This is a genomic window from Maribellus maritimus, from assembly GCF_022267315.1.
Taxonomy (GTDB): domain Bacteria; phylum Bacteroidota; class Bacteroidia; order Bacteroidales; family Prolixibacteraceae; genus Draconibacterium; species Draconibacterium maritimum.
This window is the reverse complement of sequence record NZ_JAIKLE010000001.1, coordinates 261,260-282,970: the sequence shown is the minus strand read 5'-3', so window position 1 is coordinate 282,970 and position 21,711 is coordinate 261,260. Positions and strand designations below refer to the sequence as shown.

The 21,711-nt window shown below is 40.3% G+C and carries 18 protein-coding genes; 6 read left to right on the top strand and 12 right to left on the bottom strand.

Annotation, left to right across the window (positions count from 1 at the left end; all coding sequences use genetic code 11):
- Positions 1 to 5 precede the first annotated feature (5 nt).
- The 5 genes from K5G00_RS01190 to K5G00_RS01170 form a co-directional block, all read right to left on the bottom strand.
- The gene (locus tag K5G00_RS01190; RefSeq protein WP_238763542.1) at positions 6 to 449 is read right to left on the bottom strand and encodes a DMT family transporter; all 444 of its coding nucleotides are present in this window, start codon (positions 447 to 449) and stop codon (positions 6 to 8) included.
- A 78-nt stretch (positions 450 to 527) separates the two neighbouring features.
- Complete coding sequence (locus K5G00_RS01185; protein WP_238763540.1) at positions 528 to 1,304, bottom strand: inositol monophosphatase family protein; 777 nt, start codon at positions 1,302 to 1,304, stop codon at positions 528 to 530.
- Positions 1,305 to 1,318: 14 nt separating this feature from the next.
- On the bottom strand, positions 1,319 to 2,656 hold the full coding sequence (locus K5G00_RS01180; protein ID WP_238763536.1) for a zinc-binding dehydrogenase: 1,338 nt from the start codon (positions 2,654 to 2,656) through the stop codon (positions 1,319 to 1,321).
- Between the two features lie 96 nt (positions 2,657 to 2,752).
- Positions 2,753 to 4,729 (bottom strand): SDR family NAD(P)-dependent oxidoreductase, encoded by a 1,977-nt coding sequence (locus K5G00_RS01175; RefSeq protein ID WP_238763534.1) that lies wholly within the window; start codon positions 4,727 to 4,729, stop codon positions 2,753 to 2,755.
- A 68-nt stretch (positions 4,730 to 4,797) separates the two neighbouring features.
- Positions 4,798 to 6,030, bottom strand: coding sequence for a PHP domain-containing protein (locus K5G00_RS01170; protein WP_238763532.1), 1,233 nt, complete (start codon positions 6,028 to 6,030; stop codon positions 4,798 to 4,800).
- A gap of 151 nt (positions 6,031 to 6,181) precedes the next feature.
- Here K5G00_RS01170 and K5G00_RS01165 point away from each other — a divergent pair, with 151 nt between their 5' ends.
- Together K5G00_RS01165 and K5G00_RS01160 are read left to right on the top strand one after the other, a co-directional pair.
- On the top strand, positions 6,182 to 6,559 hold the full coding sequence (locus tag K5G00_RS01165) for a DUF423 domain-containing protein (RefSeq protein ID WP_238763530.1): 378 nt from the start codon (positions 6,182 to 6,184) through the stop codon (positions 6,557 to 6,559).
- A gap of 106 nt (positions 6,560 to 6,665) precedes the next feature.
- Positions 6,666 to 7,460 (top strand): M23 family metallopeptidase, encoded by a 795-nt coding sequence (locus K5G00_RS01160; RefSeq protein ID WP_238763528.1) that lies wholly within the window; start codon positions 6,666 to 6,668, stop codon positions 7,458 to 7,460.
- Positions 7,461 to 7,566: 106 nt separating this feature from the next.
- On the opposite strand, the gene K5G00_RS01155 is transcribed toward K5G00_RS01160, so the two are convergent.
- A complete protein-coding gene (locus K5G00_RS01155; protein ID WP_238763527.1) occupies positions 7,567 to 10,035 on the bottom strand; it encodes an alpha-ketoacid dehydrogenase subunit alpha/beta in 2,469 nt (822 codons plus the stop codon).
- A 16-nt stretch (positions 10,036 to 10,051) separates the two neighbouring features.
- Entirely contained in the window at positions 10,052 to 11,329 is a 1,278-nt protein-coding gene (locus K5G00_RS01150; RefSeq protein WP_238763525.1) for a dihydrolipoamide acetyltransferase family protein, read from the bottom strand.
- 184 nt (positions 11,330 to 11,513) lie between these two features.
- On the opposite strand from K5G00_RS01150, the gene K5G00_RS01145 reads away from it, so the two are divergent.
- From K5G00_RS01145 to K5G00_RS01135, 3 genes are all read left to right on the top strand, one after another.
- Positions 11,514 to 12,221 carry a GntR family transcriptional regulator gene (locus K5G00_RS01145; protein WP_238763523.1) on the top strand — a complete coding sequence of 236 codons (708 nt, stop codon included), beginning with the start codon at positions 11,514 to 11,516 and terminating at the stop codon, positions 12,219 to 12,221.
- Positions 12,222 to 12,411: 190 nt separating this feature from the next.
- A complete protein-coding gene (locus K5G00_RS01140) occupies positions 12,412 to 13,314 on the top strand; it encodes an alpha/beta hydrolase fold domain-containing protein (RefSeq protein WP_238763522.1) in 903 nt (300 codons plus the stop codon).
- Positions 13,315 to 13,427: 113 nt separating this feature from the next.
- Complete coding sequence (locus K5G00_RS01135) at positions 13,428 to 14,750, top strand: aspartate kinase (RefSeq protein WP_238763520.1); 1,323 nt, start codon at positions 13,428 to 13,430, stop codon at positions 14,748 to 14,750.
- Between the two features lie 53 nt (positions 14,751 to 14,803).
- On the opposite strand, the gene K5G00_RS01130 is transcribed toward K5G00_RS01135, so the two are convergent.
- From K5G00_RS01130 to K5G00_RS01110, 5 genes are all read right to left on the bottom strand, one after another.
- Positions 14,804 to 15,568 (bottom strand): MBL fold metallo-hydrolase, encoded by a 765-nt coding sequence (locus K5G00_RS01130; protein WP_238763518.1) that lies wholly within the window; start codon positions 15,566 to 15,568, stop codon positions 14,804 to 14,806.
- A 30-nt stretch (positions 15,569 to 15,598) separates the two neighbouring features.
- Entirely contained in the window at positions 15,599 to 17,863 is a 2,265-nt protein-coding gene (locus tag K5G00_RS01125; protein WP_238763516.1) for an alpha-L-rhamnosidase-related protein, read from the bottom strand.
- Between the two features lie 60 nt (positions 17,864 to 17,923).
- Positions 17,924 to 18,961, bottom strand: coding sequence for an EFR1 family ferrodoxin (locus K5G00_RS01120; protein WP_238763514.1), 1,038 nt, complete (start codon positions 18,959 to 18,961; stop codon positions 17,924 to 17,926).
- A gap of 161 nt (positions 18,962 to 19,122) precedes the next feature.
- Positions 19,123 to 19,665, bottom strand: a complete 543-nt coding sequence (locus K5G00_RS01115) for an isochorismatase family protein (protein ID WP_238763512.1) — start codon at positions 19,663 to 19,665, stop codon at positions 19,123 to 19,125.
- A gap of 52 nt (positions 19,666 to 19,717) precedes the next feature.
- A complete protein-coding gene (locus K5G00_RS01110; protein ID WP_238763508.1) occupies positions 19,718 to 20,350 on the bottom strand; it encodes a KpsF/GutQ family sugar-phosphate isomerase in 633 nt (210 codons plus the stop codon).
- 225 nt (positions 20,351 to 20,575) lie between these two features.
- Here K5G00_RS01110 and sucC point away from each other — a divergent pair, with 225 nt between their 5' ends.
- On the top strand, positions 20,576 to 21,709 hold the full coding sequence (sucC, locus tag K5G00_RS01105) for an ADP-forming succinate--CoA ligase subunit beta (RefSeq protein ID WP_238763506.1): 1,134 nt from the start codon (positions 20,576 to 20,578) through the stop codon (positions 21,707 to 21,709).
- Positions 21,710 to 21,711 lie beyond the last annotated feature (2 nt).

The window sequence follows — 21,711 nt, the reverse complement described above, 5'->3', positions numbered from 1 at the left end:
GCGGATTAATATTTTTGAATCAGAAAAATTCCACCCAGCAGAAGCAGTATCCCTGCAATTCGCCCAACAGAAATCGGGTGAGTAGCCAGACCAAAAAAACCAAAGTGGTCGATTACAGAAGCCGCGACTAACTGTCCGGCAATGGATGCTGCCAACGCCGTACTGACACCAATTTTGGGTATAAAAAAAATAACCGATGAAACAAAAATTGCTCCCAGTAACCCGCCGATAAAAAGATGTGCCGGTGCCGTTTTTACATGTCCCCAATCCGGTATTTGTGTTCTGAAAATAAAATTAAGGGCCACTAGACATAAAAAGCCAACCAGAAAATTTACCAATGCTCCTTGTAACGGATGTTTGAGAAATGTAGTCAACTGCGTGTTTATGCTTCCCTGGATAGCCAATAAAGAGCCAATCAGTAGAACAATAACCGTGTAAAATATCTTCATATTTCAAATTTTGAAACGCAAGTTTACATAAATTAAATTTGTTATGGTTTGTTGAGGCTATAAAACCGGAAATCTAATTTAGATAAATTTTAGTCGTTCAACCAAATCTTCATGAATTTCCGGACGGGTAACCAGCAATTGACTGTTTTTTCCATCCCATGTTTTTCCTTGCCAATCAGTAAAAACACAACCGGCTTCCTGAGTGATAACCATTCCGGCAGCAAAATCCCAAAGTTCATCGCCCACACAAATAAATCCGTCCACGGCTCCGCTTGCCACCTGAATGAGTTCAATTGCAGTTGTGCCAAGTTTTAGTGTGTTGTAGGAAGAAGCAGTAGCGGCAGTAAATTTTTTGAATTTTCCACGATGATTTTCATCGTAGCCGTGATTCAGAAAAATCATAGGAATATATTCTGTGTCAAACAAAGGGAGCGTAATGGGTTTTCCATTGCAAAAAGCACCCCCCCTTTTAGTTGCGTAATATTCTTTCTTGTGAACAGGATCGATAATTACTCCAATCAACGATTCTTTGCCTGACATAAGTCCAATGGAAACACCAAAAAGCGGGATGGAGCGTGCAAAATTATTGGTTCCGTCCAGCGGGTCGATAACCCAAATCGGACCGTCGGAATTTCCTGTAACACCGCTTTCTTCACTTAAGATAGGATATGTTGAATTCTCGGTAAGAATTTTAACGATGGCCCTGTCGGCTTCCAAATCCGTTTCGGTAACCAGTCCTTTCGACCCGTCTTTTACACTTGAATTCTGTGTTTTATTATAATTCTTTTCAATGATTGTCGCCGCCGCACGAGCGGCTTTAAGCGCTGTTTCTAAATCGTTGGAAAGGTTGAGCATACACACAAATTTATTTAAATTTCCGGCGCATTTGCCAGCAAATATTCCTCAGCTTCCACATTCCACAAGCCTTTTGTTTTTGCTACCAATTTTGCCAGTTCCGCATAAAGCGGATTAGTTTTTCCCATTTCTTCAAAATCGGAAATGGCTGCCAAAGGTAAGTTTTTATGTGTGTAAATCAATTTTTTTCCGCCGGGAACATTTGGAAGATTGAGTGTGGTTTCGGCAACAGCATTCAGTCCTCCAACGTGTGTAATTAATCCGGCCGGGTCCAATCCTTTACTCATACAATCGAGTGCCTCAACCATGTCGTCGTTGTTTCCGCCCGATGTTCCCACGATGTGTGTATATGCATAGTGAACGTTGTAAAAATTTAATTTTGCGGAGAATTCAGGGTTCGATGGACCTGCAAAAAAGTTTAAACAACCATCGTGTGCCAAAATTGCATCAGCCTGTTCAACTACCGGAGCTACCGGAGCAAAAACAAAAACATCGTCGTAACCACCACCTGAAATTTCTTTTAGTTTTTCCACCGGATTTTCAATATCGCCGGTATTCAGATAAATCAATTCAATTCCGTTTTCTTTTGCCCATGCTGTTGGGAAAATTTCGGCAGCACGGTCTAAGCGATCCTGGGCAATATCAGTAACCACCATTAACGAGGGCTTGCGATCTTCGCGGCTAACTACGTAGTTAATTGCAGCGAGTCCCATTGGTCCAACTCCGGCAAGAATCGCCATTTTTCCACCTTGTTTAATTTCCATTTGGTGAATGTACGAACCAGGTGTGGTATGATAATTCGCATGCATTGCGCCAATTACGCAGCTCAGAGGCTCGGAAAGCGAGGCAGGGTAAAAACCAGGGCCTTCGTAAGCCAGCAAACAATCCTGAATAAGTACGTCTTTTGGAATAATTACATAAGTAGCGTCGCCGCCAATATTTTGATAGGAATAGCCCGGTGCACTTAAAATTCCTACCGGCCCGTCTTCATAATAGATAGCCGGTTGAATCGAAAATTTTTGTCCCGATTTAAATTTGTGCTGCCACTGCGCGCCAACTTCTACAATTTCGCCTGCAAATTCATGCCCGATAATTATCGGATTTTCGGCGGCATCGTTCGGAACGCGCTTGTGGTCAGTTCCCTGTGTTGCAGCTTTGTAGCTCGACATACAAATACTGTCCGACACTACTTTTGCTAAAATCTCGTCATCTTTAATTTGCGGAAGTTCAAATTCTTCCAAACGCAAATCTTTTTTTCCGTATAATCGTACTGCTTTTGTGAGGGCCCCTCCTGACCTCCCCGAAGGGGAGGAAAAAGACGAAGTTGGTTGAGTGTTATTTGTATTTTTCATATCTTTTGTTTTTAATCGTTTCGGTACTTTCTTTATCCTTTTCCTTGGAAGTGGCTTTTCTTGCTCCCCTCCCTCGGAGGGGCTGGGGGAGGCTTTTTATTTCAACATATTTTGTCCGCCGGTAACGGGTACTGCCTGCCCGGTTTCGTATTCCTGGTCGATAACATAAAAAATGGCCTTTGCTACGTCTTCTGCGGTGCAACCACGTCCGGCAGGAACCTGTGCTTCATAAAACGCTTTAACATCGCCAATGGTTTTGGCGCCAGGTACCTTTCCTGCTTTTAAATATTGAACGAATAACCCATTTTCCGGGTCGCTCCACAACGGGCCGTCAAAAAAGTTTCCCGGACAAATGGAATTCACCTTGATATTAAACGGCATTAATTCAAGAGCAAATGACTGGGTGAGACCGATTCCTCCAAATTTTCCTCCGGCGTAGGCAAAATTTTTGTTGCTGCCTTTTAGCCCCGATTTTGAGTTGATTTGGATGATGTCCATGTAAAATCCGGGTTTGTATTTATGCTGGATTTTCATCACTTTTTGTGCGTATTTCGAACAGAGGAAATAACCGGTGTAATTTACTTTTGTCATGAGCTCGAAAGTAGCCTGATCCATTTCATCCAAACTGCCCGCGCGCAAAATTCCGGCGTTGGAAATCATCACATCCAAACCGCCAAACTTCAATGTTGTTTCTTTTACCAGATTTTCCACGGAAGCGCCTTCTGAAACGTTTACTTTTGCAAAAAAAGCTTTATTTTTTGTGCCTTTAGCATTCAGTTTATCGGCAAACTCTTTTCCTTTTTCTTCGTTTAAATCGGCAATAATAATGTTGGCCCCGTCGTTGTGGAGAACCTGAGCAACGCCAGCTCCAAATCCCTGGGCTGCACCGGTTACAACTATTATCCGGTTTTCCAGCCGGCCTTGTGGTTTTCCTCCCAGCGAAACTTTTTTGCGATAATTTTCTACTTCCCAGCTCTCAATAAAAGCTACCTGCTCGGGAGTCATCGGGTGCTGGCCACCAAAGTTTTCGGAAAGTTTGCTAATCTGGCAAAAATCGTTTACAATATCTTTTAAATATTCAACAGACGCAGCTGAATCTTCCGCTGCAATTACGCCTTCATTTTGAATAAAAATGATTTTGGGCATTACACCTCTGCGCGATTTGAATTCTTCAATTTTTGATTGTGTCTCTGAAATAATATTTTCTGAAGTTTCACTATTTTCAATAAAAAGATATTCCGCCATACAATACACCATTTGGTCGGGATTGAACGGACGGGAAAGTCCTTTGTCGAAACTTTCTTTATTTTCAATAAAACCCAAAATCCAGGAGCTGTTAAAAGCGGTGGCAACTTTTAATTTTTCTTTAGAAAGCAACATTCTCGCAGCCGGCAGAACTTCTACCATTTTGTCGGATACTGCGATTTCTTTTTCTTCCGGAAATACTTCAAAAGTGCTTTTTAATTTTGATTCTATTCCTGCATAAATACCGTTGATTTCATCTATTGAATTGGCAGCCACAAATATTCCATGGTTTTGGATAAGCACAATTTTCGGGTCGCAGCTATATTTTTCGTTGTATTTTGCAATTTCGTCGGCTATTATTTTGAACAAAATGTATCCCGGATCGGAGTAGGGAACATAAAGTACTTCTTCTCCAAAAATCTCCAGTGTTTTTTCTTTTGCCAGTTGACTGCACATTAATCCGTTTATCAAAGTCATGTGGGTATGCACCACAAAACTGTAGCTAAACAGGTTATGCAGCGAAGTTTCTACCGATGGGCGCAAGCCGGAATCCGGATTTATACGCGCATTTAAAAGTGCATTTTTTACCTGTTCTTCACGTGCGGCCGAATCTTCAGAAAATTGTTGGTTCGGAATGTCGTTTAATTTTTGACGATCGAGCACGCAAAAACCATCTTCATCAATATTTCCGAGGTTGGTGCCGCTGGCTTTTATCCAGAGATTATTTTCATCTTTATAAGAAGTGTTTCCGCCCCCTGCAATTACGTATCCTTTGTTTTGTCCGTAAAAGCGTGAAACGTCGATTAAATCTTTTATTTCCGGTTTCATGATTTTTGTTTTTACATTTAAAAACCTTGAAGATTTTTAGGGCTTCAAGGTTAATCGATCTATTAGGTTTACTGAAAATAGGCAATTACAGCTTTTCCCAGTTCAATAAAATATTCTTTTTCTCCGGTTTTTGCTTTTTTCCCGTTAAGGTAACCTTCTTTTCCTTTCGCAATTAAATATTGATGAGCTGCAACCACTGCTGCACCTTCGTAATTAATTGTTTTTAATTCGTCGTCGAGTTCAATACCTCCGCCACCGCTTAATTTTATCGGGTCGAGTTTGGGCGTGTTGTGTTCGCTTCCAAAGGTGATTGCAAAACCGTTTTTATTAAAGAATTTTACAAAGTTTTTAAATATATCGTAGTTGTTTCTTGCCGGAATAAGTTCAATGGAATAAACATCATTTTTTAGTAATTCCTGAAGTAGCTTTTCTTTGTCGGCTTCGTAATCGGTAAAGTTTCCATTTCCAAAGTCGAGTAAAACCGGATAACACGGAATTCCACCAGCGTCGATAATAATTTCTTTTACTTCCTCCAGCGAAAGAAATGCTTTTGGATCTTCAGGAACAAAAGCCGCACCTCCTGATTTTAGGAGGTTGCCGCGAATTTCATTTTCCAAGCCGGCAAAATCGTCAATGGCCGACTTTATTGTTTTCCCCTGAAAAATGGCATTTAAAAGTGCAGCGCGCCCAAGGTCTGTTTCTTCTTTTTCAAAAACTGCAATCCGAATGGCCTGCGCAATGTGCCGTTCGCGAAACAGGTTTTTTGCCAGTCGCTGTTGCACTTCTGCCGCATCAAACTGAATATCAATTTTATTTTCCGCAAAAAAAGCATTTAGTTTTGTTACCATCTCAAAAGTCTGGCGGTTACTTTCTTCCTGTAAATCTTTAATTTTTTTGAAGGAAGTTTCACTCATTTTTGCGGGTTGCCGTAGTCCTTTTCCACTAAAATAAGTTCTTCCCGGATTGCTGGGGTCGTTTACCCGAACTCCGGCTTCCTGCAAGTCTTTTTGCAAAGCCATAAATTCGATATTAAACAGCGGAAAGATTTTATATTTTTTTGCCAGTGCTGCAAATTCGTCGTAGCCATCGGTTGTATAAAAATCGTTGATTCCCAAAACAGAAACACCCGCTTCATCTGTTAACTGAAATGCCTGCTCTATTTCAGAAAAAGCACTAAAAGAATGGGGCGTGTGAATGTGTCCGTTAATATCGGGAAGTGGTTTTTTTGTTTGCTTTTTATACCCGTTCAACAGTTCTTCCGGCTCAGGGAAAGAAATAAATATACTTTCGTTCAGTTCCATTTTTTTCGATTTAATCCAACTGCAAAATAAGAAAAGTGATTTAAATGGGCTGTCCTTTGGTGTCCTGTTTTTGTTTTATTTCTTCGAACAAAACAAAACTTCCGATATCTGTAATTGTTAATCAAACTAAATCATTTAAAAATTGAAGGAAATGAGCAAAACAATACTTATGTCCGCCTCCTTGTTAATGGCACTGGCTGTTGGCATTGGTGCTTTTGGGGCACACGGATTAAAATCACACTTATCTGATGAAATGTTACAAACATACAAAACAGGCGTTGAGTATCATTTTTACCATGCCTTGGGATTATTGCTTGTTGGTGTGTTATCAATCTCAATGCCTTCGGTGTATTTAAAATGGTCAGCTATTTTATTAGCTGCCGGAATTGTGTTGTTTTCAGGAAGTTTGTATGTTCTCGCAGTTTCAGGAATAAAAGTTTTGGGGGCCATAACTCCGCTGGGCGGTTTGAGTTTTATCGCCGGATGGATTTTGTTATTTGTTGGCGTTTGGAAGAAGCTTCCATTTTGAGCTATTGTTAATACTTCTCAAATGAATTGTTTGTGTTTGTAAAAAGTTGCTGAGAAAGAAAAATAGAATTTATTTTTTGATTAGTATTGCGGGAAATTGGAGTTTTATGTCCGGAAAATACCTTTTACCGCTATGCTTATTTGTTTTTGTTTTGAGCTTTGTACAAGTGCGCGCCCAATATGTAAATACGGATTCTTTAATTGTTGTCCCTGGATATCTTTCAGCAGTAACGATTTTTCAGTTTGATTCTATTCAAAAACAAAAAAACGACACAAATCAATCTTATTTTGCTGAATTTGATGTTCCCGGTGAAGGCAGAAAAATAATCAGTCGTTTTGGGCCGCGTTCGGGCAGAATGCATTACGGAACCGATATAAAAATGCAAAAAGGCGATACCATTTATGCAGTATGTGGTGGTGTTGTTTCCCGATCGAGCTATTATTATGGTTTTGGAAATTTGGTCGTGCTTCAGCACAAAAATAATTTGGAAACTTATTATGGACATTTGTCTAAATTTTTGGTAGAAAAACATTCGTGGGTGAACAAGGGCGAAGCAATTGGACTGGCAGGCTCAACAGGAAGAGCAACTACCAGTCATTTACATTTTGAGATACACGAAAACGGACGTGTATTTGACTCAGAGCTGGTGTTTGACTACGAGAATCAGAAAGTGAGAAATGATGCTTGTCATGCCAAAACTTTGGCGGCCCTGCACAAAGAATTAAAACCAAAAGGCTATTCAAATAATGTTGCAGTACCTGAGTATTATAAAGTTTGCTCAGGCGATTCGCTGTGGGTGATTTCCCGAAAGTTCAAAACTTCAATAGCGGAAATCTGTCGTTTAAATGAGATTACTGAAAATTCGGTTTTACAAATCGGACAGCCATTACGGTTATACTAAAAAATCCGACCTTTTTCAAAGTCGGATTAAGATTACTTTTTGGCAAAGTAGTATAAGCGGGGAATTCTGAACTTCCTTTTTTACTTAAAATTCCCCGTTATTTTTTTTAGATTCCTTTTGCATTTCTGTCAAGCTGTTCTTCTTCCGTAAAGTCATTTTCAGGTGTATATCCCGGAATTGGAAGAATACGTTCGTGGATGGCATCAATAATCCACTCGGGTTGAGGGAAGAAGTAGTCTTCCAGTTCGTGTGCCGGTGTAATCCAGTTACGCGAACCAACAACAACTGGTGGAGCATCTAAATAATCAAATGCCAGTTCTGTAATATTTGAGGCCAAATCGCGCAGGAACGAACCGCGTCCGGAAGCATCGCCCGAAATTACAATTCTTCCTGTTTTTTTGATGGATTCAATTACCAGATCGTAATTAAATGGCACCAGTGAGCGGGCATCAATTACTTCAGCTGAAAGATTGTATTTTTCCTCCAGTGTTTTAGCCGCATCCAGAGCGCGATACAAAGTTGCCCCAATGGTTAAAATGGTAACATCGCTTCCTTCTTTTTTGATATCCGGTTCGCCCATTGGAATTTCATAATAACCTTCCGGTACACCACCTTCGTGGAATTGTTCGCCAATATCGTAAATACGTTGGCTTTCAAAGAAAACCACCGGGTCAGTTCCCTGAAGTGCGCTGGTCATTAACCCTTTTGCATCGTACGGCGTAACCGGGAAAACGACTTTTAATCCGGGAATATGAGCAGCCAGCGCTGTCCAGTCTTGCGAGTGTTGTGCCCCATATTTTGAACCAACAGAAACACGAATTACAACCGGCATTTTAAGTACATTTCCACTCATGGCCTGCCATTTTGGAAGTTGGTTAAAAACCTCGTCGCCGGCACGACCCAAAAAGTCGCAATACATAATTTCAGGAATTACACGGCCTCCGCACATGGCGTAGCCAATGGCAGTTCCCACAATCGATGCTTCTGAAATAGGAGAATTAAACAAACGATGGTAAGGCAGTGCTTCTGTTAACCCGCGGTAAACAGCAAATGCGCCACCCCAGTCGCGGTTTTCTTCTCCGTAGGCAATTAAAGTTGGATCTTTATAAAAACGGTCAACGATTGCTTCGAAAATTCCATCGCGTAATCCGTAGGTTTTTATTTTTGAATGCGGTTTTCCGTTTTCATCAAACATAAACCGTTCTTTTTTTGCCAGTTGCTGAACACGGGGATTTTCTTCCATCGGGTGATTTACTTCCACCGGACGATCTTCCATTTTATCCAGGCTTTGGTTGCTGAACATCATATCGCCAATCAAATTTGGATATTTTTTCATGTCCATGTGTGGCGAAACTTCGTCGTCGATAGCCAGTTTGAGCGAACTTGTAATAATTTCTACCGTTTCGTTTTTAATGGCCTCCAATTCTTCTTGTGTGGCAATGCCGGCTTTTACCAATTCGCTGCCAAACCAAACAATCGAATCCTGTTTTTCCCAGGCTTCCACTTCTTCTTTTGAACGGTAGGAAGAGGCATCGGAAGGAGAGTGCCCGCTGTAACGGTAGGTAAGAACGTCAAGTAAAACCGGGCCGCGTTTTTCTTCAATGATTTTTCTTTTACGTTTGTAGGCGTCGATTACTGCCAACGGATTGTAACCGTCAACGCGTTCGGCATGCATCTGATCTTTGTTTAATCCGGCACCAATTCTGGCTGCAATTTCATAACCCATAGTTTCTCCGCAGGTTTGTCCGCCCATTCCGTATTGGTTATTCATAATATTGACAACCAGGGGAAGTCCGCCTTTCATATCGCCTTCCCACAGTTCAGAGAATTGGTCCATGGTAGCAAAAGTTAATCCTTCCCAAACCGGACCGCAAGCCATGGATGCGTCGCCAATGTTGGCCACAACAATCCCTTTTTTACGGTTTACTTTTTTGTACAAAGCTGCTCCCACCGAAATATCGCCGGAACCACCAACAATAGCGTTGTTCGGATAAACTCCAAAAGGAGTGAAGAACGCGTGCATCGAACCCCCCAGCCCTTTGTTGAATCCGGTTTCGCGGGCAAAAATTTCAGCCAGTGTTCCGTAAATAAGGAATTTAACAGCCAACTCTTTTGTGGAGCCCTTGTGGCCCGCTTTTACCGGAGCCAGGGTTTTTCCATCAAAATGGGTTTCCATTATTTCTTCCAGTGTTTTGTCATCCAATTTTGAAATAGCAGACAAACCTTTTGCTAAAATTTCACCGTGGCTGCGGTGCGAACCAAAGATAAAATCATCAACATCTAAAGTGTAAGCCATTCCAACAGCAGCAGCTTCCTGCCCGATGGAAAGGTGAGCTGGTCCCGGATGATTGTATGGAATCTCGTTGTATTCTCCGCGGGTTTTTATCAGGTTTAACATGGTTTCAAATTCGCGAATAACAACCATGTCATGAAATATGCGGATAAAATCTTCTTTTGAAAAATTTTCTTTTTCTTCTTCAATCGTTTTTTCGTACTGATTGATTGGAATTGGTTTGAATTCCAGTTGGCGAGGTTTTCTGACCTCTTCAGGATTTATAAATTGTACTTTTGGCATCGTATTAAGTTTAATATTAAAGTGAAAGAGTTTCAATCTGATTTTTAATTTCAGCAAGGAATAGAGTTGCTTCTCCTCCGTCCAGCGCCTGGTGATCGTAAGTTAACGAAAGTCCCATCATTGGAACAAAACCGTAAACCCCATCTTCAATTTCTTTTGGGCGTGGGATGATTGTACAAACTCCCAAAATAGCAGTTTGCGGAAGATTTATTACCGGAGTAAACATTTCCACGCCATAATTTCCAAGGTTAGAAACTGTAAATGACGCTGCTTCCGGACTTAATAAGTCAGGATTGATACTTCCGGCACGGCTTTGTGTGGCAACTTGCTGTAGTTGGTAAGAAAGTCCTGTGATCGATAAATCGTCAGCGTTTTGAACGGCAGGAACCATAAGGCCACGATCCGTGTCAACTGCCAGTCCAAGATGAACTTTTTTGAACCATTTCATTTTGTCGCCCAGATAATGCGTGTTTGCCTGTGGAAATTTTTCCAACGCACGAATTACTGCGAAACAAACCAAATCATTAATTGTAACATTTTGTTTGATTGTTCCTTCGGAATATTCTTTTTTGAATTTTTTGCGCAATTTCATGATTTGTCGCGCATCAGCACTCATATGGTGTGTAAGTTGTGCCGAGTTTTGCAACGACTGGTGCATTGCGTTTGCAATCAGTTTGCGAATATTTGGAATCGATTTTACCTCAAAATCACTTCCCGATTCAAGAATAACTGCGGGTTTTGACGGAGCAGCTGCAACAGGTGCCGGTTTGGCTTTTGTTTCTGTATTTACTGCCGGTTCTGGTGTTGTTGTTTTTGAGGCTTCTTCTATATCACGGGCAATAATTCTGCCGCGGGGGCCGGAGCCTTTTAATGTTGAGATGTCAACACCCATCGACTCCGCCATGTTTTTTGCCAATGGGGATATTCGAATTCGACTACCAGATTCGCTTTCTTCCATCTCGAATTCAATTACTTTAGGTGCTTCTTCTGCCGTTTCTTTTTCTTCCGATTCCTGAGTTCCTTCTTTTCCGGGAGCGAACTCGTCAAAAGATTCTCCCGCTTTTCCGATAACCGCAACATTCGCGAGTACCGGAATCTCATCACCTTCTTCAAAAAATGTGGCTAAAAGCACACCGCTTTCTTTTGCTTCTTCTTCAAACGATGCCTTGTCGGTTTCGTAAGAGAAAAGGATGTCTCCTTCACTAACTTCTTCTCCAACCGATTTGTACCATTGCCCCAAAATGCATGATTCTACTGACTGGCCCTGGCGCGGCATTAATACTGGTATTGCCATAATCTTACTGGTTTGTTATTTTGATTTACTTGTTAATACAAATTTTAATTATCTGTTATCTTTAATGTATTGAAAATCAATATTTAATTATTTGTGTTGTTTAAGCCGGTGTAAAAATATATTTTATAACTTGTATTTACAAGTTGTTTAATATGTTTTAAAAATTTTTTAACTTTGGGGCAAAATGGGGAGCATACCACAATACCGTCAACTATATGAGATTCTTCGAAAACACATCATGAATGGTGTTTACGGGGAAGGAAGTTTACTGCCGTCTGAAAATGAATTGTGTGCAGCACATAATATGACCCGCCCGACAGTGAGGCATGCGCTTGATTCACTTGTAAAAGACGGATTGATTTTGAAAAAGCAGGGGAAAGGAAGTATTGTAAAAAAGCCGGTTCGGGATATCGGCATTTTATCTATTGCCGGAACAGCGTCAGCAGTTGGTGTTCGTTATCTGAAAACCGATATTTTACAAAAGCCGGTTATTCAGAAGTGGGAGGAGTCGTTTCCCTTTGAACTTTCGGAACTGGAACAGGAAGCCGGATGTGTTTATATGGAACGACTTCGTTTTGTTGAAGGAGCTCCTGTTTTTTACGACATTAATCATCTTCCGAATATTCATATTCCCCGGATTACCAATCGTTCATTTGAAAATAAATCACTGTTTGACATTTTACGGCAGACTTATCAGATTGAAATATTGGGAGGCGAGCAAAAACTTAAGGCTATTAAACCTGATGCCAAGATTAAAAAACTCCTTCAACTTAAAAGTGCCCAACCGGTTTTGTATATCGAACGAAAGCTTGCAACAAACAAAGAAGGATTTAATATTTATTCTACTATATATTTTAATTCGGAAAAGCACGCCATTTTCGGCCGTTTTTAAATCTAAATAAGCAGCTTTCAGTAAAATAAGCGCTTAAAAATTTTTAACTCCAATCATATAATCCTACTTTTGACCGCTATTTTTTTAAACCAATTCATTTACAGTACAAAAATGAATTGGAATTTACTCATGTTGTTCTGCCCGGGAATTTTTTGGAATGTATTTATCGGGCGGGAAATAAAGTAAAAGTATGATTGCAGAGAATTTGGAACTGGTTGAACCGGTTAATAAAGAAGGAATAAGGGCTACATTTCAAAATGAAAAATACGGTCGGCATCCAAGGAATAACTTTGATATATGGATGGCAGATTCTGTAGAACCCACACCTTTGGTTATATACATTCATGGCGGAGGTTTTATTGGCGGAGATAAATCAAAATATTACTCATCTGATGATATGGTTCGTTTTCTTCGTTCGGGGGTTTCAGTTGCGGTTATTAATTACCGGTTTATGAATGAGGCGCCCTACGGGATTTTAGCCAGTTTAAATGATTCAAAGTGTTGTCTTCAGTATATTCGTTACAATGCAAAAAAATATAATATCGATAAAAATCGTGTTGCATGTTCAGGAGGGTCTGCGGGGGCAGGCACATCATTGTGGCTTGCTTTTTCTGATGACATGGCCGAACCGGAAAGCGAAAATCCGGTGCTTCGGGAGTCGACAAGGCTGACGTGCGCGGGAGCATTTGCTACACAATCAACTTATGATATTTGCCGTTGGGACAAAATTATAGGTCTGCCTAAAGATAATTCACCGGAGAAGATGCTGGAAATTGCGCAGGCATTTGGTTTTAACTCGGCCGATTACATAAGAACCCCAGAGGCAGAAGTCGTTCGAAAGGAGCTCGATTTTTTGGAGAAAATGAATAAAAATGCCTCTCCGTTTTTTGTATTTAATAAACAAGCAGGTGGCGCACCAATGAATCAGGATGAATTAAATCATCATCCAAATCATGCCATGGCATTACTTGAAAGAGCTAAGGAGGTGGAAGCCGAAGCCATTGTTTATGCTCCGGAAATCGGAATCATTGATTCTTCAGGAAAGGATTTAGTTGATTTTTTTCTTGATAAATTTGAATTGAAAGAGAAGTAATATTTATTCAATATGGTCGGATAAATATTCATTTTTACTGTAAAAGCTTTCAAAATTATATAAAAATATCCATCTTTGCGGCCGATAAAAATGTTGATAACGAAAAGGATACAATGAAGGTTTTAAAATTTGGTGGTACTTCGGTTGGTTCGCCCGAAAATATGAGAGCGGTAATGAAACTGGTTACCGATGGAGAACAAAAAATTGTAGTTTTATCAGCCATGTCGGGTACTACAAACTCCTTGGTTGAAATAGCAAATTATCTTCATAAAAGAAATAAGGATACCGCCCGTATTTTTATAGGGAAACTGGAAACCAAATACAAAAAGGTTGTTGAAAAGCTTTTCAATACAGAAGAGAATAAAACACTTGGGCATAAGGTGCTAAAAGAAAGTTTTAACACCATAAAATCGTTCACGTCAGGAAAATTTACCCTGGTTGGAGAGAATACTATTTTGGCTCAGGGCGAATTAATTTCAACACAATTGTTTGCCTTGCTGATGGAAGAAAACGGGTTCAATGTGAAATTGCTTCCTGCACTTGATTTTATGCGAATAGATGAAGATAAATCGGCAGATCAGACAGCTATTCGGAAAAACCTGAAGAAAGTGCTTAAAAAGACCGGAGAAGCCGATTATTATATCACTCAGGGATTTATCTGCCGGAATACAGAAGGGGATATTGACAATTTGCAACGAGGGGGGAGTGATTATACCGCTTCTTTAATTGGGGCGGCGGTTGATGTGGAAGAAATTCAAATCTGGACTGATATTGATGGGTTTCATAATAATGATCCGCGATATGTGGAAAATACCAAAAAAATAGAACAGCTTTCATTTAACGAAGCGGCTGAATTGGCTTATTTTGGAGCGAAGATTTTGCATCCGCATACGGTGCTTCCTGCCCGGGTTCATAATATTCCTGTTCGTTTAAAAAATACTATGAATCCTTCTGATAGTGGAACGTTGATTACAGCTGAGTCTGACGGGACAGGTATTAAAGCTGTTGCTGCAAAAGACGGAATTACAGCGATTAAAATTCGCTCCGGAAGAATGTTTATGGCTTATGGGTTTTTGAAAAATGTATTTCAGATTTTTGAGAAATACAAAACGCCCATCGATATGATTTCAACTTCAGAGGTTGCCGTTTCGCTAACAATTGATAATGTAGGGAGTTTGAGTCAGATCCGAGCTGAGCTTGACCAGTACGGGACTGTGGAAATTGACGACGAAATGACTATTATTTGTATTGTTGGCGATATTATTCAGGAGGAGAAAGGTTTTGCTTCAAAAGTATTTAATGCGCTTGATGGAATTCCAATTCGTATGATTTCTTACGGAGGGAGCCGACACAACATTTCGGTACTTGTGCCTACTTCGCGGAAAAAAGAAACGCTTCAGGCACTTAGCGACGATTTGCTAAACAATGGAAACTAAATAACTGCAATAAAGAAAAATGGCATCTTATTACGGGGTGTCATTCTTTTTGTTTAAATTTTTATTTGCATCACTTCACCCGCTTCGTAACGCGAAGTTAGTTTTACCTTGAACCGGGTTTCCAGAGCTTGGATTTCTTTAAAAGCAATTTCCGGTGAATTGTTCTCTTTTGATAAATGACTGAGAAAAACACATTCCAGATGATCCCCCGCATGATTATTGAGAAGTTGGAAAGCCTGGTTGTTGGATAGATGTCCGTACGCAGAGGCTATTCTTCTTTTTAATATGTAAGGATAACGCCCTTCCCAGAGCATTTTTTCATCGTAGTTGGTTTCGAGAAAGAGCGCGTCACATTTTTCCAGATGAAACTGAACGTTTTCGCAAGCTTCTCCGATATCAGTAAAAACGCCAATATTTTTTCCAGCGTATTCAATTCTAAATGAGCAAGGTTCTGCTGCATCGTGGTTTTTTAGAAACGGATAAACTGTAAATTCTCCAATATTAATTTCGCTTGCAGGTTCAAAAAAACGCGGATAATCGGGCCTGAGATTTTTGTAGGCTGCATTGTATGTTTTTGCAGTAATGTAAACAGGAACATGCAATCGTTTAGCTAAAACCCTTGCTCCTCGCAAATGGTCGCTGTGTTCGTGCGATATAAAAACTGCCTTTATTTTGGCCGAATTCAATTCTTTTTCCTTCATACGAAGCAGAATTTGTTTACACGAAATTCCGGCATCAACTAAAATGGCATCTTTTTCATTTCCAATATAGTAGCAGTTTCCGTTGCTCCCTGATGCTATAGCACAAATCTCCAGCATTTTTCCTTCTTTTTGCGCTCGTGAAAGTAATTATTTTTTTGCTGAAATCCGGTAATTTCCACCTTTAAGCTGCAACAAATTTCTAGACATACCGAGATAGTGGATTTGAGAAGCAGGAGTATAATTTTCGCCGTTTACCAATATATTATTTAACTCTGAAGGAATAAGAACAAAGGTTTCACTGTTCCCCGGAACCGACAGTTCCATTTCCCATAAGCCAGCGTTTGAATTTAAAGAACACTCAATGCCTCCTCGAATGGTAGGTACCCTGATTTCAAGTTCTTCCAGTCCGGTTGGCTGAGGATTTACCGTAAATGTTTTAAATCCCGGATCTAGAGGCTGAATACCCAGTAAACGTCGGGGAATAATATTTCCCGGCGCTGCGCCCCATGCGTGGTTCCAGGTTAGATTGGGCTTGTAATATTCATCCCAGGCTTCAGTGGTCATGGTTGAACCAACATTTAACATGTTTATCCAGCTGCGTTTACTTTCCGATGTTATCAAATCCAGAGCATATTCTGCTTCGCCCGCATTGTATAACGCTTCCAGCAAGTATTGCGCACCGTAAACACTACAGGCCATCCCCTTGGTTTTTAGAAATTCGGCAACTGATTTTATGTTCTCCTGGGGAACCAGATTAAAAGCGAGAGGAAGCATATTAGCATGTAAACTTGAATGATCGGTACCAATGCCGTCTGTAAAGATTCCGTTTTCTTTATTAAACATGTTTTTCATAATACTTCCCTGGACTTTTTTTGCCTGTGTTTTAAAGAAATCTGCATCTTCTTTTTTCTTTAGGGCGCCGGCAATCTCGCTCATGCAATTAAGCGCATAAAAATGAAAGGCGTTTACCACCGTATTGTAATCGGTAAAAACATATCCATCGCGTTCGCCTTCGGGAGTTGGGCCTGCATTGCTGGCCTGCTTTTGTCCCACAGGTGTCCCTGCCGGCCAGTCAACAATATCTCTAAAACCCTCTCCTGTATAATGAATGCTCTTAAGGAATTCAGGTGTTACTTTCCCCGTTCTTGTGCTGATTAATCCATCCTCCCTCGCAAGATCAATAAGCGTTTTCTTTTTCAAATCGTCGTAAACTGTTGCCAGAAATTCCGTGTCGCCGGTGTACATATAGTGCTCACGGGCCATCATTACCGAATGCATTTGCCACTCGGTTGGCCAGCTTGCATGTGCGATTAAAAAAGCTGCTGTATACTGAGCTGCTGAGTATTCACGGTCAACGGAATAATGCCCCAGTTGCTGGATGTAGGCATCGGCCTCATAGGGCATACGTTCCCGGTTTCCGTCACAATATACTCCCAAAAAAGGAGTGGCTTTTAATGTGTATTTACACAAATCCCACACTTTGTTTAAGTTATTGTCCGGACTTTCAAAATGTGATGCTTCGTCGTCGAAATAATAAAAGAGCGCCTTTTGGACCACATTGGTTACTTCCATATTTTCGGTGCCGTTTATTTCAGTATAACGAAAAGGAAGAACTTCAGGGTAAAAGGGCGCGAGCTTCTGGCTGTGCGGATAAAGTGCGTCGTGACGAGGAATTTCGACCTGATAATTGTGCGTTCCTTTTTTTACAAGGGTTTCGTATTTGTAAAATCCGATGTTGGAAACCCCGGGATTTTTATTTACTGTAAAATCAACGTTTTTTCGTTCTCCCAAAAATATAATGAGTCTCTCACCTTCCTTTTTTGCAGTTACCTGAATATCAAGTGTAGCAAAAGCTGCTTTTCCAAAGTCAGCAAACCAACTGTTGGCCGAAGATTTTTCAAAGGTAACCGGAAGCAACGAAAAGAAACTTGCCATTTGGCGGTTTTCGGCAACCCATTTTTCTTCCTCAAGCTGAACCCACTTGCTTTGCCCCGGCCATTCTTTATTTTGGTTTAAATCACCTGTGATAAATTTTTGCGCCTGGCTGTATTTACTTTCATAGCTATTTTCTCCCCACACTTTTACTTTCCACCAGTAACTTGTGTTTGACTGTAGTTTTTTCCCCTGATAAGAAATATTCTGTGACTTTGCCAACTGCATTTTGCCACTGTCCCACAAATCTGCTTTGTTTTCCTGAAGTAAATCCGACGAACTGGCTACAAGAATTTGACAGGCGGTTTGGGATATCCCTTGTTGCGGGAAAATCCATCCAAATTCAGGCTCTGAATCTGTGATAACGGCTATTTCGGGAGCCCTCAACAGTTCTGTCAATAAACCGGTTGGTTCGGAAGAATCTTGACCGAAAGTGGAAAAACCAACAAAAATAAAAGCGATAAGTATAAAATTTTTCATGGTGCAGGTTACAATTCGTTTTTTATTCAAAAATAGTAAAGAGAATCAACTTTTCCTTTTTTAATATTTATTAGGAGCAAAATATCGCCGCCAAAAAGGCAGTCGGGTAAATGATGTATATGTAATCAGCCAGTTGAAAAAACGATAGCGAAGCAGGAGATGCAGGATTCTGTAACTGAAAAACACAACAGGAAGCCCGGTAATAAAGATCGTTGTCCACAAAACGAGATTAGAATGGGCGTGCATAAAACTGTCTTCAGGGGCTAACTTTGAAGTGAAAAAAAGTGGAATTATGGAAAAAATTAACCACCATACGACTGCTACAAAAAGATGTGGTGTTTGAATGGCTTTTTTGGGGCAAATATTCATACAGTGCATACAACTCTCACACTTTCCGGTCCAAAACGGACGATTGTTTTTCATCTGAATGGCTTGAACCGGGCATTGTTTTTCACAAATCCGGCAGCCATTGCATTTGTTTCCTGCAATATATGTTTTAGTCAGTGCAAATCTTCCAAAGAGATAATATCCTATTGAGATTGGACTGACCGCCAGATCAAGAGGAAGCGAGAGTAACCCTTTGAAAAAACGTTTCTCTGTAATCAATTTTATGGCAACGTTTTGAGTAATTCTTTTACAACGTATAAAGATAGATTCTACAACTTTTTCCCGTAAACCCGGGTGAATTGAAATCCAGTTTGATGGCAAATCCATGGGTTGCATCCCAATAATTTGAAAGCCTTTCAATTTTAAAATCAAAGCCGGTAAAAGTTGAGCAAGCCCGCTCATGCCGGGGGTAAATAATTTTGAAAGTTTCATTCCCGCCCGCGTATTTATAAGAAAAACTTTGTTTTTCTGTTTTGGAAAGCGGAGTAAAAAGTCGATAACAACAGGAGGGGCATTAAAACCGTGTGTGGGGTAGCAAAAGCCTATTAAAGAATTTTCCCCAACTTCATCAGCGCCGATGCGGAGAGAAGGAGATATTTTTGTGATTTCTGTTTTGATTTTGTTTTCCGAAAAGTATTCAGCAATCCAGTTGGCAACAGCCTGGGCATTACCAGTACCGGTAAAATAATAGATTTTCAGGTTGTCAATCATAGCCGAAGGTTTTTCTGTAAATTTAAGTAGAAAAAACAAAAGGGCTAAGAAGACTAAGAATGTTTTAAAAGAGACAAATTTGTTCCAAACTGGTTTGTGGTTGCAGGTAAATTTAAATAACGGCACCGTTGTGACCCGGAAAATTGTTTTTGTACATTGAATTATTTCACCAACTTCGAAATAGCCCTGAATTCGGGTGCTCCCGCAGTTCGTGTAAGCTCGAACAGAATTGATTCGTAAGAAGTCATCATAATTCTTTCATAACGAAAACGCTCTTTTGCTATATCTATGCTTTCTTTTGAGCGCGACGAAACACAATCCATAACAACCACCGGGTTTAAGCCTGCTTCTTTTAAATCAACTGCAGTTTGTAATACACAAACATGTGATTCAATCCCGCAGATAATTACATTTTCAGCACCCGATACCTTTAATTTTTCAGCTACTTTGAGCTCGTCGCAACAGCTAAAATCACGTTTTTCAACGTAATTAAAATCAGCAATTGTTGCTTTAATTTCCTGAAGTGTTTCACCCAAACCTTTGGTATATTGTTGGGTTACTATGGTTGGTAAGGAAAGCTCTTTTAACCCGTTTAGTAAAATCGCACAATTTTTTAGCAAATTTTCTTTTTCCCACATTACAGGAAACAGACGTTCCTGAATATCAATAACCAATCCTATCGTATTTTCTTTCGTAATCCTCATTTTTAGCCAACTATTTTTTTAGCCAGCGAGTTTTAAACCTGGCATCTGTTTATTATTTTGTCTTGTCTTGTTCTTCTTTTAGTATCCTCGCCTGCAAACGAGACTTATCGCCCAGATAGCCACCGTGGTGGCGTTTAGCGTATTCTTCGCTGGTAAAACCAATTTTATTCATAAGTGAAACTACCAATGCATCACCAATTACCGTCATCACAGTTGTCGACGTTGTTGGGGAAAGCCCAAGAGGACACACTTCAGAAGGATTTCCGGTGTAAATAAATGCATCTGCAGATTTTGCCAGAATGCTTTCCGGGTTTCCGGAGATAACGATCAATGGCAACCCGGGATGAAGTATTTCTGCGAGCTCAACCAATTCCAATATTTCACGGGTTCTCCCGGAGTTTGAAATCAGGAATAATACATCGTTTTCCTGCACAACACCCAAATCTCCATGTTGCGAATCACTTGGGTGTAAAAATACCGATGGAGTTCCTGTTGAACTGAATGTAGTGGCGATATTAAGTGCTATTTGACCTGCTTTTCCCATACCACTGGCAACCAGTTTTCCTTTTTTTTCATGCACTCTTTCAAAGATTAAGTCAACGGCTTTTACAAAATTATCTGTTACAGGAATACCTTGAATTGCTTCTGCTTCCTGCTTAATTACTTTTCTGATGGCTTCTTTCATGTTGGAAAATTTGCCGCAAATCTAAGTGAAAAAAACGAGCAAACAGAATTTATATTTTCAGGGTGTTAATGATTTTAGTCAATAATAAATTACATATCTGGATTTTGTTTATGATGCACACATGTTAAATGTCATAAAAAAAATCTACATATTGATAGGTATGAATATATTAATATTTGGTACTTTTGCGGCATATTTTTTACTTCTATATTCTAATAAATAAAGATGAAAATTCACGAATATCAAGCCCGAAATTTATTCAGGAAGTACGGGATTCCTGTTCCGGATGGTGTTGTTTGCCATTCGGTAGAAGAAGTTTTAGAAAAAGTTCCTAACGACGACAAACTTCGTGTGGTTAAAGCACAGGTTCATGTTGGTGGCCGCGGGAAAGCTGGTGGTGTAAAACTGGCAAAAACCAAAGAGGAAGCAGTTGAAAAAGCAAAGCAAATCCTCGGTATGGACATCAAAGGACTGACAGTCGAAAAAGTGCTGGTTGCCGACGCAGTTGACATTGAAAAAGAGTTTTACGTTGGGTTAATTAATGATCGGAATGCAAAAGCAGTGACTTTAATGGCCAGTGCCGAAGGAGGTGTAGAAATTGAAGAGGTTGCCCGTGTTTCTCCGGAAAAAATTATTAAAATGGCAATCGATCCCACCATGGGATTGATGGATTGGCAGGCACGAAAAATAGCTTTACAACTATTTAGCGACCCGAAAGAGGTGCGTCAGGCAGCAGCCATTTTGGTAAAACTGTACAAATTGTATGTTGAAAGCGATTCTTCGCTGGCAGAAATCAACCCGCTGGTTCTGACACCCGACGGACAGGTTTTAGCCATCGACGGTAAAATGAATTTTGATGATAACGCTTTGTATCGTCAAAAGGAAATTCTGAAAATGCGCGAAGTTACTGAAGACGAGCAAAAAGAAATTGATGCCAACGAAAAAGGACTTTCGTATGTAAAGCTCGACGGTAATATTGGTTGTATGGTGAACGGCGCTGGCCTGGCAATGGCTACAATGGATATGATTAAGTTGTATGGTGGTGAACCGGCCAACTTTCTCGATATCGGTGGCTCTTCCAATCCGCAAAAGGTGGTTGATGCTATGAACATCCTGCTAAGCGATAAAAACGTTACAGCAGTAATGATTAACATTTTTGGTGGTATTACCCGCTGCGATGATGTTGCACGCGGTTTGGTAACGGCTCTTACTGAGATTAAAACTGAAATTCCGGTTGTAATCCGCTTGTCGGGAACAAACGCCAAAGAAGGCCTGGAAATTATTAAGGATTATGGGTTACCAACAGTTTCAACCATGAGTGAAGCTGCTCAGAAAGCGATCGAGTTAAGTCAAAAGTAACA

Bases quoted from the DNA above. Each gene is read 5' to 3' on its own strand.
- K5G00_RS01150 (WP_238763525.1), bottom strand. From the start codon at position 11,329: ATGGCAATACCAGTATTAATGCCGCGCCAGGGCCAGTCAGTAGAATCA.
- K5G00_RS01170 (WP_238763532.1), bottom strand. From the start codon at position 6,030: ATGGAACTGAACGAAAGTATATTTATTTCTTTCCCTGAGCCGGAAGAA.
- K5G00_RS01175 (WP_238763534.1), bottom strand. From the start codon at position 4,729: ATGAAACCGGAAATAAAAGATTTAATCGACGTTTCACGCTTTTACGGA.
- sucC (WP_238763506.1), top strand. From the start codon at position 20,576: ATGAAAATTCACGAATATCAAGCCCGAAATTTATTCAGGAAGTACGGG.
- K5G00_RS01135 (WP_238763520.1), top strand. From the start codon at position 13,428: ATGAAGGTTTTAAAATTTGGTGGTACTTCGGTTGGTTCGCCCGAAAAT.
- K5G00_RS01160 (WP_238763528.1), top strand. From the start codon at position 6,666: ATGTCCGGAAAATACCTTTTACCGCTATGCTTATTTGTTTTTGTTTTG.
- K5G00_RS01180 (WP_238763536.1), bottom strand. From the start codon at position 2,656: ATGAAAAATACAAATAACACTCAACCAACTTCGTCTTTTTCCTCCCCT.
- K5G00_RS01115 (WP_238763512.1), bottom strand. From the start codon at position 19,665: ATGAGGATTACGAAAGAAAATACGATAGGATTGGTTATTGATATTCAG.
- K5G00_RS01165 (WP_238763530.1), top strand. From the start codon at position 6,182: ATGAGCAAAACAATACTTATGTCCGCCTCCTTGTTAATGGCACTGGCT.
- K5G00_RS01185 (WP_238763540.1), bottom strand. From the start codon at position 1,304: ATGCTCAACCTTTCCAACGATTTAGAAACAGCGCTTAAAGCCGCTCGT.
- K5G00_RS01110 (WP_238763508.1), bottom strand. From the start codon at position 20,350: ATGAAAGAAGCCATCAGAAAAGTAATTAAGCAGGAAGCAGAAGCAATT.
- K5G00_RS01145 (WP_238763523.1), top strand. From the start codon at position 11,514: ATGGGGAGCATACCACAATACCGTCAACTATATGAGATTCTTCGAAAA.
- K5G00_RS01155 (WP_238763527.1), bottom strand. From the start codon at position 10,035: ATGCCAAAAGTACAATTTATAAATCCTGAAGAGGTCAGAAAACCTCGC.
- K5G00_RS01120 (WP_238763514.1), bottom strand. From the start codon at position 18,961: ATGATTGACAACCTGAAAATCTATTATTTTACCGGTACTGGTAATGCC.
- K5G00_RS01130 (WP_238763518.1), bottom strand. From the start codon at position 15,568: ATGCTGGAGATTTGTGCTATAGCATCAGGGAGCAACGGAAACTGCTAC.
- K5G00_RS01125 (WP_238763516.1), bottom strand. From the start codon at position 17,863: ATGAAAAATTTTATACTTATCGCTTTTATTTTTGTTGGTTTTTCCACT.
- K5G00_RS01190 (WP_238763542.1), bottom strand. From the start codon at position 449: ATGAAGATATTTTACACGGTTATTGTTCTACTGATTGGCTCTTTATTG.
- K5G00_RS01140 (WP_238763522.1), top strand. From the start codon at position 12,412: ATGATTGCAGAGAATTTGGAACTGGTTGAACCGGTTAATAAAGAAGGA.